The sequence below is a fragment of the Cryobacterium sp. AP23 genome (assembly GCF_054075385.1).
This window is the reverse complement of sequence record NZ_CM133415.1, coordinates 68,255-84,052: the sequence shown is the minus strand read 5'-3', so window position 1 is coordinate 84,052 and position 15,798 is coordinate 68,255. Positions and strand designations below refer to the sequence as shown.

General features: G+C 64.7%; 15 protein-coding genes. 8 read left to right on the top strand and 7 right to left on the bottom strand.

Annotated features, from left to right (window positions below):
• Positions 1–13: 13 nt before the first annotated feature.
• Complete coding sequence (locus ACU5E9_RS00395) at positions 14–466, bottom strand: MerR family transcriptional regulator (RefSeq protein WP_456811676.1); 453 nt, start codon at positions 464–466, stop codon at positions 14–16.
• A gap of 13 nt (positions 467–479) precedes the next feature.
• Here ACU5E9_RS00395 and ACU5E9_RS00390 point away from each other — a divergent pair, with 13 nt between their 5' ends.
• On the top strand, positions 480–2,243 hold the full coding sequence (locus ACU5E9_RS00390; RefSeq protein ID WP_456811675.1) for an MFS transporter: 1,764 nt from the start codon (positions 480–482) through the stop codon (positions 2,241–2,243).
• A 34-nt stretch (positions 2,244–2,277) separates the two neighbouring features.
• Here the strand turns inward: ACU5E9_RS00390 and ACU5E9_RS00385 are convergent, their stop codons facing one another.
• On the bottom strand, positions 2,278–2,649 hold the full coding sequence (locus ACU5E9_RS00385; protein ID WP_456811674.1) for a nuclear transport factor 2 family protein: 372 nt from the start codon (positions 2,647–2,649) through the stop codon (positions 2,278–2,280).
• Between the two features lie 169 nt (positions 2,650–2,818).
• Between ACU5E9_RS00385 and ligD the strand changes: the two genes are divergently transcribed.
• From ligD to pdxY, 4 genes are all read left to right on the top strand, one after another.
• Positions 2,819–4,033: a non-homologous end-joining DNA ligase gene (gene ligD, locus ACU5E9_RS00380; RefSeq protein WP_456811673.1), complete on the top strand. Its 1,215-nt coding sequence runs from the start codon at positions 2,819–2,821 to the stop codon at positions 4,031–4,033.
• A gap of 78 nt (positions 4,034–4,111) precedes the next feature.
• Entirely contained in the window at positions 4,112–4,975 is an 864-nt protein-coding gene (locus ACU5E9_RS00375; protein ID WP_456811672.1) for an alpha/beta fold hydrolase, read from the top strand.
• 135 nt (positions 4,976–5,110) lie between these two features.
• Positions 5,111–5,977: an AraC family transcriptional regulator gene (locus ACU5E9_RS00370; protein ID WP_456811671.1), complete on the top strand. Its 867-nt coding sequence runs from the start codon at positions 5,111–5,113 to the stop codon at positions 5,975–5,977.
• Positions 5,978–6,145: 168 nt separating this feature from the next.
• Positions 6,146–6,997, top strand: coding sequence for a pyridoxal kinase PdxY (gene pdxY, locus ACU5E9_RS00365; protein WP_456811670.1), 852 nt, complete (start codon positions 6,146–6,148; stop codon positions 6,995–6,997).
• Positions 6,998–7,025: 28 nt separating this feature from the next.
• Here the strand turns inward: pdxY and ACU5E9_RS00360 are convergent, their stop codons facing one another.
• Together ACU5E9_RS00360 and ACU5E9_RS00355 are read right to left on the bottom strand one after the other, a co-directional pair.
• Positions 7,026–7,682 (bottom strand): histidine phosphatase family protein, encoded by a 657-nt coding sequence (locus ACU5E9_RS00360; RefSeq protein ID WP_456811669.1) that lies wholly within the window; start codon positions 7,680–7,682, stop codon positions 7,026–7,028.
• Between the two features lie 42 nt (positions 7,683–7,724).
• A complete protein-coding gene (locus ACU5E9_RS00355) occupies positions 7,725–9,230 on the bottom strand; it encodes an amidohydrolase family protein (protein ID WP_456811668.1) in 1,506 nt (501 codons plus the stop codon).
• Between the two features lie 169 nt (positions 9,231–9,399).
• Here ACU5E9_RS00355 and ACU5E9_RS00350 point away from each other — a divergent pair, with 169 nt between their 5' ends.
• Positions 9,400–10,005 carry a TetR/AcrR family transcriptional regulator gene (locus tag ACU5E9_RS00350; protein WP_456811667.1) on the top strand — a complete coding sequence of 202 codons (606 nt, stop codon included), beginning with the start codon at positions 9,400–9,402 and terminating at the stop codon, positions 10,003–10,005.
• Between the two features lie 85 nt (positions 10,006–10,090).
• Here the strand turns inward: ACU5E9_RS00350 and ACU5E9_RS00345 are convergent, their stop codons facing one another.
• Positions 10,091–10,516 carry a MarR family winged helix-turn-helix transcriptional regulator gene (locus ACU5E9_RS00345; protein ID WP_456811666.1) on the bottom strand — a complete coding sequence of 142 codons (426 nt, stop codon included), beginning with the start codon at positions 10,514–10,516 and terminating at the stop codon, positions 10,091–10,093.
• A 116-nt stretch (positions 10,517–10,632) separates the two neighbouring features.
• Between ACU5E9_RS00345 and ACU5E9_RS00340 the strand changes: the two genes are divergently transcribed.
• A complete protein-coding gene (locus ACU5E9_RS00340; protein WP_456811665.1) occupies positions 10,633–11,100 on the top strand; it encodes a nitroreductase/quinone reductase family protein in 468 nt (155 codons plus the stop codon).
• Positions 11,101–11,391: 291 nt separating this feature from the next.
• Entirely contained in the window at positions 11,392–12,813 is a 1,422-nt protein-coding gene (locus ACU5E9_RS00335) for a sugar porter family MFS transporter (RefSeq protein WP_456811664.1), read from the top strand.
• A gap of 125 nt (positions 12,814–12,938) precedes the next feature.
• On the opposite strand, the gene ACU5E9_RS00330 is transcribed toward ACU5E9_RS00335, so the two are convergent.
• Both ACU5E9_RS00330 and ACU5E9_RS00325 read right to left on the bottom strand, forming a co-directional pair.
• On the bottom strand, positions 12,939–14,483 hold the full coding sequence (locus tag ACU5E9_RS00330; protein ID WP_456813467.1) for a glucoamylase family protein: 1,545 nt from the start codon (positions 14,481–14,483) through the stop codon (positions 12,939–12,941).
• Between the two features lie 283 nt (positions 14,484–14,766).
• Entirely contained in the window at positions 14,767–15,744 is a 978-nt protein-coding gene (locus tag ACU5E9_RS00325; protein WP_456811663.1) for an SDR family NAD(P)-dependent oxidoreductase, read from the bottom strand.
• Positions 15,745–15,798: the final 54 nt, after the last annotated feature.

Here is a 15,798-nt window from a genome sequence, read left to right as displayed (position 1 = left end):
CGAGTGGGTGGAGTTATGCGGCCGAGGAGCCGGCGGTGCGCCGCGCGAGCGCCTCGTCCGCCGCCGCGATATAGGTGGCGATGGCGTCCCGGTTGCGAGTAAGGAAGTCAATCCGCTGCGTCATCCGCTCTTGCTCGTCACGAAGGATAGCGATCAGCTCGGGCTGGATGTCTTCGGGCACGATGCCTCTGGGCTTGTCCAGGCAGGGAAGGATGAGGGCGATGATCTTGGTCGAGATTCCGCTATCGATCAATCCGCGAATCTGTACGGCTCGGTCAATCAGGTAGGGGCCATAGTCGCGGTACCCGTTCTCGAGCCGCTCGGGGACGATGAGTCCCTGCTCCTCGTAATAGCGGAGTGAGCGGGTGGGGGTGTTCGAGAGTTTCGCGAGTTCACCGATGCGCATTCCGGGGCCTCCTGAAGATTGTTCGCCGTGCGGCTTGACCTTCACATTAGTGTCAACCATGCATTGTAGGGTTATGACCCTAGTAGAGCACACACCCGAGGCGACGCAGCGTCGTCCCCGCCTTCCGTTGGGAAGCCTCCTCGCGCTTACCGCAGCCGGCTTCCTGACAATCATGCTGGAGACCATGCCGGCGGGCATCCTGCCGCAGATGAGTGCGGGACTGGGGGTGACGGAGTCTGCCGCCGGGCAGTTCGTGTCGGTGTATGCGATCGGGTCCATCGTGGGCGCGATCCCGATCATCACCGCGACGATGGGGTGGCCGCGCCGTCATCTGCTCGTGGCAGCACTGGCCGGGTATGTAGTGACGAGCCTCGTGGTGGCCTTCTCGTCAAGCTTCGTCCTCACGCTCGGGGCGCGTTTCGTCGCGGGGGTGTTCGCGGGGGTGCTGTGGGGCATCATCGCCGGCGTTGCCGGCCGGCTGGTCACGGGTGCACAGCGCGGCCGTGGTCTAACGATTGCTCTGGCCGGCACCCCGATCGCGTTGGCGATCGGCACCCCGGCGGGCACCTTGATGGCGAGCGTTGTCGGGTGGCGGTTCACCTTCGTCGCCATGGCCGTGGTTGCCGGCCTCGTCATTGTCTGGGCGATCGTGGTCCTGCCGGCGTTGCCCGGGCAGGAGAAGGGCGATCGCACGCCGATTCGTCGCGTGTTCACGCTGCCCGGCTTGGTCCCGGTATTGGTCACCGCGGTGCTCTACGTCGCGGCCCACAACCTGCTGTACACCTACATCGCCCCGTTCCTCGCTCCAGTCGGCATGGGGAGCGCCGTCAGCGCAGTCCTGCTCGTCTTCGGCGTCGCGTCCTTGTTGAGCCTGGTGATCACCGGCGCCCTGATCGACCGGCACCTGCGCACTCTGATGATCGGCAGCACCACGCTGTTCGCGGTGGCCATGCTCGCGCTCGGGTTTGTCGCGGACTCCCCCGTCGCCGTGTTCGCCAGTGCCGTCGCCTGGGGCCTGGCGTTCGGCGGTGCAGCGAGTCTCTTGCAAACCGCGATGATGAACGTAGCCGGCACCGCTGTGGATGCCGCCCAGTCCGTCATGGTCACCGGCTGGAACATCGGAATCGCCGGGGGCGGAATTCTCGGGGGCGCGTTGCTGAGCTCGTTCGGACCAGCCTCGCTTCCCTGGGCGACCTTCGCCTTGGTGGCCATCGCACTAATCGTCGTCGTCCTCGGACGGCGCCACGCCTTCACGCCACCCGCGCCTGAGCCAATCAGCCGAGCCGCGCCGCCCGCACCGCGGTCTCGCCAGCGGCGCCGCATCCGCATATCTTGGACGCACCAGAACAGTGCGAACGAGGAGGTTCCCGTGGCCGAGCTCTCACCCATCCAGCCGTGTCTGTGGTTCGACAATCAGGCCCGCGAGGCGATGGAATACTACGTCGACGTGTTCCCGAACTCCCGCATCCTCTCGATCGGCGAGTATCCCGACGAATCGCTCGACGAGAATTTCGTCGGCATGGCCGGCAAGGTGCTGAACGGCCAGTTCCGTCTGAACGGTGTGGACTTCGTCTGCCTCGACGGCGGGCCGGTCTTCACCTTCAACGAGTCGATCTCATTCGTCGTGTCCTGCGCGGACCAGGAGGAAATCGATCGCTACTGGTCGCGGCTCTCGCACGTGCCCGAGTCGGAGCAGTGCGGATGGTGCAAGGACCGGTTCGGCCTCAGCTGGCAGATCATTCCCGCGAACATGGGCGAGCTGACCCGGCGCCCGGAGCAGATGCAGGTGATGATGCAGCAGAAGAAGATCGTGATCGCCGAGCTGGAGAACGCCTGATCGGTGTTGCAGGAGCCTGCAGTGTGCGAGCGGGTCAGCCGTCGATCTCGATCGTGTACGAGACGATCTCGGTGATGCGGCCGTCGTCGAAGTCGTAGATGTCGCAGGACGCCACCACTGAAACGTCTCCGCCGGTCTCGGTGTAACGAGCGAGGCTGTCGACCACGACGCTGTCACCGCCGACGACCGTGCGGAAACGTTGGAACTCGGTGGTCACATCCAGGAGATGCGCGGCGCTCGTTCGGCAGAGTTTCTCGACGGCGTCGCGGCCGAGAACCGGCTCGTCACCGACGAGGCTCCACACGATGTCGTCGGCGAGATACGGCAGGGCCTCCTCGAAGCGGTGGCTGGAGAACGCTTGCGCGATCTCTTCGGGGCTGGCCGTCTCCTCGTTAGTGAGGCTCATGTTCTTGTCCTTTCCTACTCTCATTGTCGTTCCGAGTTCGGCGCCGGTTTCGGTTCCGACCCAGTTCTGGGCACGGTAGTCGCGTCAGGGCACCGGAGCCAGTCCCGCACGTTGTCGTCGCCACGGGCGCCCCTCCCCCGTTTCCGGCGCCGCGCGTACCATCCCCATCATGAACGCGGCCAAGGACGACGCGACCACTCTCGACATCGACGGTCGGGAGGTGCGGGTGAGTCATCCCGGCAAGCTCGTCTTCCCCAAGCCCGGCATCACCAAGCTCGACCTCGTGAAGTACTACCTCGCCGTGGCCGACGGCGCGCTGCGCGGTGCGGCCGACCGGCCCATGGTGCTCAAGCGCTTCGTCAAGGGCATCGACCGGGAGGCGTTCTTCCAGAAGCGGGCGCCCGAGTCGCGGCCGTCGTGGATCGAGACGACCACCCTGCACTACGCATCCGGCACCTCGGCGGCGGAGGTTGTGGTGACGGATGCCGCCGCGCTCGCGTGGGTTATCAACCTCGGCTGCGTCGACCTCAACCCGCATCCCGTGCGCGCCTGGGACCTCGATCACCCCGACGAACTGCGGGTGGACCTCGACCCGATGCCCGGTGTCGATTGGGCGCAGATCGTCGACGTCGCGTTCGTGGTGCGCGACGTGCTCACGGACCACGGCCTCGTCGGCTGGCCGAAGACCAGCGGCTCCCGCGGCCTGCACATCAACGTGCGGATCGACCCCCGCTGGGACTACCGAGCGGTGCGGCTCGCCGCGGAGTCCCTCGCCCGCGAGGTCGAGAACCGGGCACCCGGCCTGGCGAGCGCGCACTGGTGGAAGGAGGAGCGCGGCGAGAGCGTGTTCGTCGACTTCAACCAGAACGCCAAGGACCGCACCGTCGCATCCGCTTACTCGGTGCGCGCCCTGCCGGATGCCCGCGTGTCGACGCCGCTCGACTGGGACGAGGTGCGCACCCGCCGCCCCGAGGAGTTCACGGTCAAGACGGTGCTGCAGCGGTTCGCCGATCAGGGCGATGTTGCCGCCGGCATCGACGACGCATCCGGCAGCCTCGATGCGCTGCTGGCTCTCGGCGAGCGGCTTGGGCCCGCCGAGAAGGCGCCGGCGGCCCCCGATGGATCCGGTCGGCGCCGCTCGAGCATGCCGCTCGTGGAGGTCGCCCGGGCGAAGACCAAGGAGGAGGCCATCGCCGGCCTCGACGCTTGGAAGTCACGGCATCCGGATGTCGTCGCAGCGCTCAAACCCGCGGATGTGCTGGTCGACGGCATGCGCGGTTCGAGCTCACTCTGGTACCGGGTGCGCGTCAACCTGCAGCATGTACCCGCGGAGATCCGTCCCGACCAGGGCCCGCTGGAAGTCGACTACGACCCGTGGGCGTAAAGGTGGTGGACCGTCTGGGGCCCGGCGCAGCTTGCCTCCACCACTGAAATTCAGTCCGACCGCTGGCACACTGGGGGCATGACCGAGACCCGCATCGTCTCAACATCAGGGGGGCCCGTCGAGGTCGCCCTAGTGCCAGGACGCGGGACGACGGTGCTGTTCTTCCCCGGCGGGCACTGCTCCGCCGGGGTCAATACCGGGTGGGACCTGTACACCGAATTGGGGTACGGCATCGTCTCGTTCTCGCGCCCAGGCTACGGCGGCACCCGTGTCGGACCTCTCACGGCTGCGGAGTTCACGCCGCTGGCACGCGAAGTGTGTCAGCAACTTGGAATCTCAGTGATCGCGGCCACGGTCGGGGTGTCCTTCGGCGGACTGCAGGCCGTGCACGTCGCCCAGGACCTCGAGCTGCGGGTGCAACACCTGGTATTGCACAGTTGCGCTCCCTCGGTCTTGCCTTACCCCGACACCCGCGCGGAGTCTGTTGTTGGCCCCGTACTGTTCTCTCCCTATCTGCAAGGAATGGTGTGGGCTCTCATCCGCCAACTGGTGCGCAGCGACGCTGGACTGCGAATCATGATGGCGCGACTCTCGTTGCTTCCCGCAGAGAAATGGTGGCACCGCCTGGATTCAGCCGACAAGAGCCGGGCGCGCCAGCTCTTCCGCACGATGCGCTCCGATTCAGGATTCATCAACGACCTCCGACAGGGGCGATCACGTGACGCCGATGCGCGCCTTAATGCACTGGGGACGGTTCGCTGCCCGACGCTCGTGACTGGGTCTCGTTACGATCGCGGCGTCGCCTTCGTGCACAGTGTGGACTTCGCCAGCGTTATTCCCGGGGCGGTCCTCGTCGAGGTCAACTCGCCAAGCCATATCTTCTGGATCGGCCCGGAACGAGACCGACTGGCCTCGACCGTGAGCGCATTCGTAAACGGCTGACTGATTCAAGGCGCCCTGGCAAACCGGGCAGCCGGCGGTCGGGCAGGGTGATGATTAGGGACACGATCCGATCGGACCGCGATAGTAGGGTGTCGATCGTGACGACCGGGAAGTGTGGGTGTCGAAGGAGGCGCCATGATCGCGGAGCTGAACAGACTGGTCGAGCTGGTTGAGGATCGTCTGAAGGAGGACCTCGATGTGACTGCACTGGCGTCCGAGCTCGGCACGACGGAGTACCACCTCCGGCGAATGTTCTCGTCATTGGCCGGAATGCCGCTGTCGGAGTACATCCGGCGACGCCGCATGTCGGTCGCAGCGGCAGACATTCTCGGGGACGATGACCTGCTGAGCATCGCGGTGCGCTACAGCTACGGTTCGACCGAAGCTTTCGGTCGAGCGTTCCGATCGGTGCACGGCGTCAGTGTCGGCGACGTCAAACGAGACGGCGGCCCCCTTCGAACGCAACCGCAGCTCAGGTTCCGCCTGACCGTAGAAGGGAACATCACCATGGACACCCGCATCACCGATCGGCCCGCTTTTCGCCTCATCGGCCACGCCACCCGCGTGCCCCTCATCCACGAGGGCGTCAACCCGCACATTCAAGCCCACATCGCCTCCTTGCCGCTGCCAGACCACGCACGCCTCAAGGCGCTGAGCGACACCGAACCGGCCGGCCTGCTCCAGGTCAGCGCCGACGTCGACCCGGACTACACCGAGGGCAGCGAGTTGACCTACCTGCACGGAGTCGCCGTCACGGACACGACCCCGGTGCCCGACGATCTCGACACGATCGAGGTTCGCGCCGGCACGTGGGCGGCGTTTCACACCGAGGGCGAGTACCCGGCTGCCTTGCAGGAGGCATGGGCCTCCACCGCGACAGACTGGTTCCCATCGAACCCGTGGCGGCTTCGGCCGGGACCATCCATCGTCGCGGTCCTCGACCGCGCCGACGACTTCAGCACGGCCACCTGCGAGCTATGGCTCCCGGTGGAACGCGCATGATCGAGCAGGCCCGCCGGCTGTGAAGCGCCGGCGGGTCCTCGAGAACCAAGGATCACAGGTCCTCCTAGAAGGCACGGAGAAGGTCCGTATCCCGCGGACTGCCCGCCGCCCCATAGAGATCCATCGCCTCGGCGGCCGGGACTGCTCGAGGAGAGGAAGATTGAGGTCGTGAAGATTCTCTCTATTCAGTCGGCCGTCGCTCACGGTCACGTTGGCAACTCAGCGGCCGTGTTCCCCCTCCAGCGCATCGGGGTCGAGGTGCTGCCGGTCAACACGGTGAACTTCTCCAACCACACCGGGTATGGCGCGTGGCGCGGATCCCTCATCGCACCCGAGGATGTGCATGATGTGATCCTCGGCATCGAGGAACGTGGCGTACTCCCCCAGATCGACGTGGTGCTCTCGGGATACCAGGGCGGCACTGGGATCGGCGACGTCATCGTCGATGCGGTGCGGCGGGTGAAGGCAGCGAACCCCTCGGCCATTTACGCGTGTGATCCCGTGATGGGCAACGCCAAGTCCGGATGCTTCGTGGCGCCCGAGATCCCCGATCTGCTGCGGGATCGTGTGGTCCCCGTGTCCGACATCATCACGCCGAACCAATTCGAACTGGGATTCCTCACCGGAACCGAGCCGACGACGCTGGACTCGACGCTCGCCTCTGTCGATCTCGCCCGGGCGATGGGCCCGGGCACTGTGCTCGTGACGAGCGTGGAGCGCCCCGACCGCGAGCCCGGCACCATCGAGATGCTGGCCGTGGATGCTGCAGGCGCGTGGATCGTGCAGACTCCCCATCTGCCGTTCAAGGCGAACGGCTCGGGCGACGTCACGGCGGCGCTCTTCTCCGCGCACTACCGCGCGACAGGAGACGCCGCTGTGGCACTGGAGCGCACCGCGTCCAGCGTGTTCGACCTCATCGAACTGACGCATGAATCCGGCGAGCGAGAACTGCAGCTCGTGCAGGCTCAGGGCTTCTACGCTCACCCGCGCATGCAGTTCACCGCGCAGCGGGTGCGCTGAGAAATCGGACCATGGGCGGGGTCGCGTCTTAGGACTCTGAGGGCTCCATGGGCAGTTCGGCCCCGTAGTTCCACGACAAGATGGCCGGCTGCTCGCGGTAATAGCTGAGCACGGAGACCGAACCCGCATCCAGGGTGATTTGAGCACCGAACCGAGGGGCCAACCTCAGGTACACGGCCGTCAAAATGCGCAGGAAATGGCCGTGCGCGATCAGGGCGACATCGCCGTCCGCCATCGCGGGCAGCACGCGCGTGAGCACCCGCGATGCGCGGGCGGCGACCTCCTCGACCGTCTCACCGGGCGTGTCACCACGAATTACGCCGTGGGTGAAGGCGCTCCAGTTGTAGCCGAGCTCGCCGCGGATCTCGCGCGTCGTACGCCCCTCGTACCCGCCGTAGTCCCATTCCAACAGAAACGGGTCGACCTCGGCATCCAGGCCCGCGAGCTCAGCAGTTCGCCGCGCACGCTGCAGCGGGGACGTCAGCACGAGCGAGAAATCGTAATCGGCCACTAACTTGCCCGCGCCGCGCGCAAGTTCCTCTCCCCGGGCTGTGAGAGGGATGTCCGTGAGTCCAGTGTGTTTGCCATCCTTCGACCACTCCGTCTCCCCGTGGCGCAGGAGAATCAGCTTCCCTGACGGGTTATCCGGAGCGGGGTGGTCGGGCAGCGGATCGTTTGTGAACATACGGCAACAGTAGTATCGCGCCCCCGCTTTGAGGATGCGCGCTTAGCTGAGCTGTGCCGCGAGTAGCTCCTCCACGCGAGCCCACAGCTGCTGCGACGTGTAGTCGTGCCCATCGCGGAAAACCATCGAGATGGAACTGAGATTGTCGATTGACTCCAGCGGATTTCTGTCCAGCAGCACGAGATCGGCGCTCATGCCCGCGTCGATTCGACCCATTATGTCTGTCCGCCCGAGGTAAGCAGCTGGAGCCGTCGTCGTCGCCCGCAGGATCTCAAGCGGGGTGAGCCCTGCGCGCTCGAGCTCGCGGAACTCAAGCGCAAGCGTTGTGCCGGCAGCCTTGCCGTTGTTGTCCGTGCCGGTCATGATCGGCGCTCCCTCCTTCGCCCAGATCCCGATGGTCTGCAGGGTTCGGTCGTAGTACTCGTGGAAGATGTCGAGATCCTCCTGCGGCGTCGAGCCGAACTTCTCGATCTCAGCCAGTTCCGCCTCGCGCTGAGCGAGGGGAATCCTCTGCAGCCAGGGATCGTTGACGAACTCGGGATCATCCAGTCGGTACTTGGTGCGGATGCCGACGAGCGTCGGAGTGTTCCATGCCTGCTTGCGGGCAAACGCTCCGCCCAGTTCCGCGGCTCGATCCTCGGAGTACGTGGCGAACGCTTCCTTAAGCGTGAGGAGCTGCTCGGCGTTGGTGGAGTTGGTAGCAGGCCCGAGAAAACCACCCTTCAAGAAGGCATCGAAGGCGGCACCGGCGAACGGGAGTTTCACCGCCCAGGACGGGAACGGGAGCCCCGTCGGCTGCTTCGCCCACAGCTTCTCGGCATCCGCTGACATCGTGAGAAACACGCTCAACCCCGTACCGAGGTGCTCGAACGAGTCGAAGCCGTTCTCTACGGCGGTGTCGAGGCGCACGGGCGGCGGCATGTGGCCGGCAATCCGCAAACCCTTCGAGTGGGCAGCCTCGATGGCGGCGGTGAAGACCTCTGGGTCGGTCAACACCAGCTTGATGAAGTCGGCACCCTCGTCCCATTGCTGCGCGATTACGTCACGGACGCCGCCGACAGTATTTGCGTTGAAGGGAAGAAGAAGATCGCCGGGAAGCCCCAGGAGCCGTGGCGCTGTCTCGTTCAGACCGAGTCGATTCTCGGCGCGGTACCGCAAGAGCGTCGATGAGCCCTCCATCTGGCGGATGCCCGTGATGCCCTGAGCGAGCATGAGCGCGAATCCAAGCTCCGGGTTCGGATCCTGCAGCACATGGGTGTGCATGTCGTTGTAACCGGGGACCGCGTACCGGCCCTGTCCCGCGATGACCCGCATCGACGACTCCACCGGAGCCGAGGAGGCCAGCAGCACAGCCTCGATGAGCCCGTCTCGGATCACAATCGAATGTTCCCGGCGCAGGCCGCCGTCGCTCGGTTCGACGATGGTCACGTTGTCGACCCGAACCGCCTCGGCGAATGCAGTGGTCGTGCGACCGGGCACCGGCGGCACGGTCACCCCGCGGGCCGCTTCCGCACCGAGAGCTCCCAGGCCGACGAGTGTCACGCCCACTCCGGCTCGTTTCAAGAAAGTCCTCCGGGTACTCTTCCCGCTCGTCGGGTTCTCACCCGAATCCTTTGACCTACTCATGGAACTCCACTCATTTCAATACGCGTCCAGATAATCTAGCCGAGTTTCTGACGAAATCATCAATACTGATGTCGAGTGCTAGAATTGCGGCATGTCATCGCAGTCCGTGTCGCCCGATCGCCAAGACCGTCGCAAAGGGCGCACACGCGCTGCTCTCATCTCCGCAGCCCAGCAACTCATCCGAGATGGGCGCGCGCCCAGCAGCAGCATCAAGAACGTCACGGATCTCGCCGACGTCGGTCTCGGCTCCTTCTACAACCACTTCGAGTCCAAAGAGGAGCTGTTCGACGCGGCCGTCTCAGCGGCGATGGATGCCTATCTTGACTGGCTCGACCAGCATCTCCCCGAGGGCGGAGACCCGGTCACGCGGCTCTTCGAGAGCGTTCGCCTCACGGGACGCCTGGCTACTGAGCTGCCCGCAATCGCCGCGGTGCTCGGCCGCCGGTTCGCGTTGCTCGAACCGACGTCGGATGCCCTCGGGCTGAGGATGAAAACGGACGTTCTCGCCGCGGTCAAGGCCGGCAATCCAGGCCTCGACTCGCAGCAGATCGTCACCCTCCTTACTGCGGCGACCGGGGCAATGCAGGCGGTCCTCAGCAGCGTGCAATCTTTGACCGCCGAGGAGACCGTGAATGCCGCCGACGTCCTCGCAAGGGCAGTCCTGCGCATGCTCTCACTCGAGCTCCCAGCTCGTTAGTCCACCTCTCCCAGGTGGCTAGTCCCGGACCACTGCCCGATCGGCGGAGGTCTTGATCACTGAAACGGCTGCTGCCAGTGATCATTCAGAAGGTGGAGCTGGTCTGTTCGAGGTAGCGGGCGACGGTGCCGAGTTCTTCTTCCGTGAACTCGGCGTTGGTTCGGTCAAGGGCGTCGGTGTACTCCTCATATCGGCTGATGACCGGCGCGATCTTCGCGGTGATGAGTTCGATGTTGATGCGTCGGCGGTCCTGCGGGTCATGCGCGCGCCTCAGGTAGCCGGCCGCTTCGAGCCGGTCGAGGACCCGCGTCACGGTGCTCGTGGGTAGGCCCGTGGTCTGGCTGAACTGCTTGGGCGTGCGCACGTCTTCGCGCAGGACGAGCAGGTGCAACGTCTGAAGGTCAGTGACGAGCATGCCGAATTCGCGCGCGATCCGCTCGTTCCCGAGTACCGCGTTGACGAGCGCGCCCTGGAGCGCCCGCTGAATACGCGCGCCGTTAGGACTGGACATCTCACACCTTCCGAAATAATATCTCCGATATGGGATCATCCCATTATGGGAGGTAATCGTTCTGGGATGGTCCCGTACGCGAAATCGTATCGTCAACCCCACGAAGGAGCCCGCAGATGTCCGGCACAAGCACGTTGCCCGGATGGCTGAAGCCAGCAAACCGGGTTGTGAAGTTCCTGCATCGCCTCGGCGTGCCGCTCGGAACCATCCACATCATCACGATCCCCGGTCGCGCCACCGGTGAACCGCGATCGACGCCAGTCTCGCCCCTGACCGTCAACGGAAGACGGTACGTCATCGCCGGGCTCGCGAACTCCAGCTGGGCCAAGAACGCCCGGGCCGCCGGCCACGGGAGGCTGAGCAAAGGCCGCGCGCACGAGGACGTCGACCTCATCGAGGTCACAGACTCCGCGACACGCAGACACGTGATGACCGCGTTCCCCACCGAAGTACCCCACGGCGTTCAGTTCTTCGTCCGCATCGGGCTGGTACCCAGCGCCGATCCCGGTGCCTTCGCCGCGGCCAGCGACAAGGTTGCCGTCTTCGAGATACGTCCTGGTGATCGATCCCCCAAGTCAGCGTGACCTTGACCTGGGAACAAGAGGTAGGCTACGAAACAGCTTGATGTTATCGATCACATTTGGTCTTGAGACCCCACACGTGATGCATCCAAGTCCCATAGCCGGGAAGGGCATGTCTCCGAGTGGACAGCTGCAATGAAGCAAAACTCAGCACATCACAATGTGCCGCGCTTCAGGTCGTCGCCGAGGACGCGCTGATGGCACGACGGTATCGGCCCGAGACGACAGTCCCGGCCGGCCATCCTTCCTAGTGATCAACAGGGGCTGAATCTAGTCCCGCACTCGGAGTGCAAAATGGAAAAAGCAAAAAAGATCGACAGCAAGTTCATATATTTCTTTGGATCATTCGGAGGCATCCTTTTCGGCTATGACATCGGAGTCATGACTGGAGCTCTGCCGTTCCTGCAAAGCGACTGGGGCCTCGACGATGCCGCCGTCATCGGTTGGGTGACCTCTGGCGTGATGTTCGGCGCCATCTTTGGTGGCGCTCTTGCCGGACAGCTTTCCGATCAGTTCGGACGGCGCAAGATGATTCTCGCCGCAGCGGTCGTCTTTGTACTCGGATCAATTCTCTGCGGCCTGGCACCGCAGGATGGTGTCATCTATCTGGTCATCGCCCGAATCTTCTTGGGCCTGGCCGTCGGCGCGGCCTCCGCATCAGTACCCGCATACATGTCCGAACTTGCACCCGCGCGGCTGCGCGGACGCTTGTCCGGCCTGAATCAGACAATGATCGTCTCGGGCATGCTGATCTCATACATCTTGGATTTCTTGCTGAAGGATCTGCCGGAAGCGTGGGCGTGGCGAGTGATGCTCGCGACAGCCGCGGTGCCGGCTGTGATTCTGTATCTGGGCGTGTTGCGGTTGCCCGAATCGCCCCGGTTTCTGGTCAAAGTCGGCAAGGAAAACGAGGCAGTCACGGTACTTCACTACATTCGCCGCCCAGACGAGATCGATGCCGAGCTCAGCTCGATCAAGGAAACGGCGCAAATCGAGAAGCGGGCGGCTGGCAATACCTCACTCGCGACATTATTCGACGGCAAGTACCGCTATCTCGTCATCGCGGGTGTCGGTGTCGCTGCGTTCCAGCAGCTCCAAGGTGCCAACGCGATCTTCTATTACATCCCGTTGATCGTGGAAAAGGCCACCGGCAATGCCGCAAGTTCGGCGCTGCTGTGGCCGATCATCCAGGGCGTAATCCTCGTGCTCGGCTCATTGCTGTTCCTGGTGATCGCGGACAAGTTCAACCGACGCCTGTTGCTGACCGTGGGTGGCACGATCATGGGTGTGTCCTTCCTTCTGCCCGCGATTCTCAACACTGTGATCGAGGACGCGAACCCGATGATGATCGTGGTGTTCTTGAGCATCTACGTGGCAGCCTATTCGTTCACGTGGGCCCCACTCACCTGGGTGCTCGTTGGAGAGATCTTCCCGCTGGCGATTCGCGGCAGGGCCTCTGGGATCGCATCGTCTTTTAATTGGATCGGATCTTTCGCGGTCGGGCTGTTGTTCCCGATCATGACCGCGCTGATGAGCCAGGACGCAGTTTTCGCGATCTTCGGTGCCATCTGCATTCTTGGTGTCTTTTTCGTCCGGACTCGTGTCCCCGAAACTCGGGGCCGCACGTTGGAGGACATCGAAACCAGGAGCATTCCGACCCATGAGGCATTCGCTTCTCCCGAGAGGGAGACGGCGGATCAGGTGAATCAGGACTGAGAAGCCGCGTAGGGCGTAGGTGGGGCCACCTGGCAGGGTGAGGCCTAGAAGGATTCCCGACTCGGCCCCGACGGGATGGGACACCGCCCCGCCCCGCCGGACGGGCGGGGCGGGGCGGGGTCCGGTTACTCCAGCTTCGAACCGAAGATCTGAGCTTCGACGAGCGGGCGCACCGCCGCCTCGAAGGCGTCGTCGACGAAGTAGTCCTTGAGCCGGTCGTCGAGCAGGTCGTTGGCGATCGCGGCCATGATCATCGACTGGTCGAGGGAGAGGTACCGGTCGGCGATGGTGCCGCTCTGCGTCGCGACGGCGTCGTAGAAGCCGCCGGGCCCATAGGCGCCCAGGTCGTTCTTGATGCCCGCGAGGTTGCTCAGCGCGGCCGGCTTGTCGTACGCCAGGGCGAGGAATGATGCGTGCGGCGTCACGACGCCATCACCGAACTCGGGGTTCGGGTTGCTGGCCTCGCGGCATCCGTCGTAGCCGGCATCGACGTTGGTTCGCTCCCGGTCGGAGGCGTAGCCGTCGGTGCTCATGCCCACTCCCTCGACTCCGTACTCCGCGTACTCGCCGAATGGATCGCTCGCCGGGGAGAACCCCCAGTAGCCGTAGCCGGCCTCGTCGAGACCGTGCTCGATCTGGGCGCGCACGCTCGCCGGGTGGTTCACGGCCCAGGATTGCGGCCCCCAGTCGGCTTCGGGCACGAGCAGGTCGGGCATCAGCGCCTCAAACATGCTGCCGCCCCAGGCCGGGACGAGTTTCATCCCGCGATACTCGTAGACGCCCTCGTAGACGGGCACACCGAGGTATTCTCTCGTTTCGCCGGTGGGCTTCTGTTCCTGCCAGGCGAAGTCGCAGCCCTGATCGGGCATCGTGCGCAGGGTTCCGTAATAGGCCTCAGCAGGAATTTGCCCGTTGGCAATGCCGAGGTAGTTGACGATGCGCGCTTCGCTCACACTCGTGTCGTAGTGGTGGCAGGTGTAGTAGAGCTCAGAGCCGTCGTCGCCGTAGTTGCCGGGAACGCTGCAACCGGGAGGGGGTGTCACCCAGAAACCGCCGCGATTGAGGCCGGCGCCGTTGACGGCGTTCGCTCCGCCCTCGAGATTGTGGAAGTAGCCGAAGTCCATGCTGGCGTAGAGAGCATCGGCCGATCGGGCGAGGCGGGGTTCGGCCTCGGCGACGATGCGGAAGGACGCGGCGAGCCAGCCGTTGTCGACCGAGCTGAGGAACGGGTCGACGGGGTCGCCACTACCCGGCCAGGTCGTGAGCTTGTGACCGTCGCGCGGCGAGTACCAGTTGTAGAACATGCCACTGGGCTCGTGCCGCTCGATCCGCTCGAGGGTCTTGAGGGTGGACTTGATGCGCTTGAAGGCATCCTGCTTGCTAATGATGCCGAGGTCCCGCGCCGAGACGACCGACCACAGGTAGCCACCGATATTGGTCGGACTGGTGTTCTCGCTCGGCTCGGACAGGTCGCCCTGCAGCTTGTCCGCGGGGAGACCGGTCTTCTTGTCGGTCATGGCGGCCAGGGAGGCCCAGGTGTCGACTGCGTAGCCCTGTAGGACAGCCTCGTCTCCGGAGGGACCAGGGGTCGCGGGCCCCTTCGATGTGCCGGGGGCGGCGGTGGCGCTCGGCGCAATGATGAGCGTTCCCGCCACCAGGGCGGCGCACATCACGGCGATCTTTGGTGTTCGTTTCACAGCGTGTTCCTTCGTGTCGTCTTTGACCGCGTCGGCGCCGGGTGACCGATCACCGGATGACCGGGCCCATCTGAGGCGCGCTAAGCACGTTCCGACGAGTGTATGCGCATACATCGGGAGGGCGCAAGGATTCCTCAGGATCGTACCGGCGCCAGAGAGTCAGCCGGAGGTCCACATTCCGCCGAGTCTGGTCGAGTACGGCTCTCCGCGGGGAGGCGGTCCTCGCCCAGACCGGCTGGAACGAATGAGAAATGGATCAGGCGGTGAGGTGCTCGCTGAGGTCCCAAAGTCGGCGCGCGTCGGCGGCGTTGAGCATGGCCGAGTTCGCCATGCTCGGGATGCTCGTGGCGCTGAGCGGGTGATCGGTGTCGTCAATCTCCGACACATCGTTGTCCTTCAGGTACAGGCCACCGATGCCGTCGAGCAGCGGGCTCGCTGCGCCGAAAACGAGGTTCGCGGCCCCCTGTTCGACGGTCTTCTTGCCGCCCTCGGGATCGATGATGGTGTTGCCGTCCTCATCGACCAGACCCTGTGCGCGGAAAGATGCAGCGCGCTCGGGGCTGTGCGGGCCGGGGCCGATGATGACACCGGGGTGCGCTGCGAACGAGCGGATGCCCTCGTCGGCGTATCGGCGGTCGAGTTCGACCGTGAAGAGCACATTGGCGCGCTTGGCCTGGCCGTACGCGACAGCGGTGTTGTAGCCGTTGGAGAGGTCGAGGTCGGCCCACATGATCGCACCGAAACGCGCGGCCCCCGAGGTGACGTTCACCACCCGCGCGTTGTTCGCGGCCCGCAGGGCGGGCAGGAGTCCGCGGGTGAGCTGGAAGTGGCCGAGGTGCGAGGTGGAGAATGACAGTTCGTGCCCGCGTGAGTCCAGGCGGTAGTCCGGGCTGAGAACGACGGCGGCGCTGTTGACGAGAACGTGCAACGGCTTGCCGGTCGCGAGCCACCGGGCGACGAACGCATCGATGGAGGAGGGGTCGGTCAGATCGAGCTGCTCGATGATCACGCCCTCGATGTCGGCTACGGCGGCGGCGGCGCGTTCCGGGTCACGTGCGGCGACGGTCACCGACGCGCCAGCCGCGGCCAGTGCCCTGCTGACCTCGCTGCCGAGCCGGCTGTGGCCGCCGGTGACGATGATGTTCTTGCCCGTGAGGTCGATGCCCGCGAGGATGTCGGCCGATGTGGACGCGGCTGTAAAGGGAGTGTTGAGTGGTATCTGCTGTTCGATCATGACTTCAGTCTGCGTGCTCAATCCGGTACCCGGAATAATCCATGATCCGCTTTT

Bases quoted from the DNA above. Each gene is read 5' to 3' on its own strand.
- ACU5E9_RS00395 (WP_456811676.1), bottom strand. From the start codon at position 466: ATGGTTGACACTAATGTGAAGGTCAAGCCGCACGGCGAACAATCTTCA.
- ACU5E9_RS00390 (WP_456811675.1), top strand. From the start codon at position 480: ATGACCCTAGTAGAGCACACACCCGAGGCGACGCAGCGTCGTCCCCGC.
- ACU5E9_RS00385 (WP_456811674.1), bottom strand. From the start codon at position 2,649: ATGAGCCTCACTAACGAGGAGACGGCCAGCCCCGAAGAGATCGCGCAA.
- ligD (WP_456811673.1), top strand. From the start codon at position 2,819: ATGAACGCGGCCAAGGACGACGCGACCACTCTCGACATCGACGGTCGG.
- ACU5E9_RS00375 (WP_456811672.1), top strand. From the start codon at position 4,112: ATGACCGAGACCCGCATCGTCTCAACATCAGGGGGGCCCGTCGAGGTC.
- ACU5E9_RS00370 (WP_456811671.1), top strand. From the start codon at position 5,111: ATGATCGCGGAGCTGAACAGACTGGTCGAGCTGGTTGAGGATCGTCTG.
- ACU5E9_RS00360 (WP_456811669.1), bottom strand. From the start codon at position 7,682: ATGTTCACAAACGATCCGCTGCCCGACCACCCCGCTCCGGATAACCCG.
- ACU5E9_RS00350 (WP_456811667.1), top strand. From the start codon at position 9,400: ATGTCATCGCAGTCCGTGTCGCCCGATCGCCAAGACCGTCGCAAAGGG.
- ACU5E9_RS00345 (WP_456811666.1), bottom strand. From the start codon at position 10,516: ATGTCCAGTCCTAACGGCGCGCGTATTCAGCGGGCGCTCCAGGGCGCG.
- ACU5E9_RS00340 (WP_456811665.1), top strand. From the start codon at position 10,633: ATGTCCGGCACAAGCACGTTGCCCGGATGGCTGAAGCCAGCAAACCGG.
- ACU5E9_RS00335 (WP_456811664.1), top strand. From the start codon at position 11,392: ATGGAAAAAGCAAAAAAGATCGACAGCAAGTTCATATATTTCTTTGGA.
- ACU5E9_RS00330 (WP_456813467.1), bottom strand. From the start codon at position 14,483: ATGTGCGCCGCCCTGGTGGCGGGAACGCTCATCATTGCGCCGAGCGCC.
- ACU5E9_RS00325 (WP_456811663.1), bottom strand. From the start codon at position 15,744: ATGATCGAACAGCAGATACCACTCAACACTCCCTTTACAGCCGCGTCC.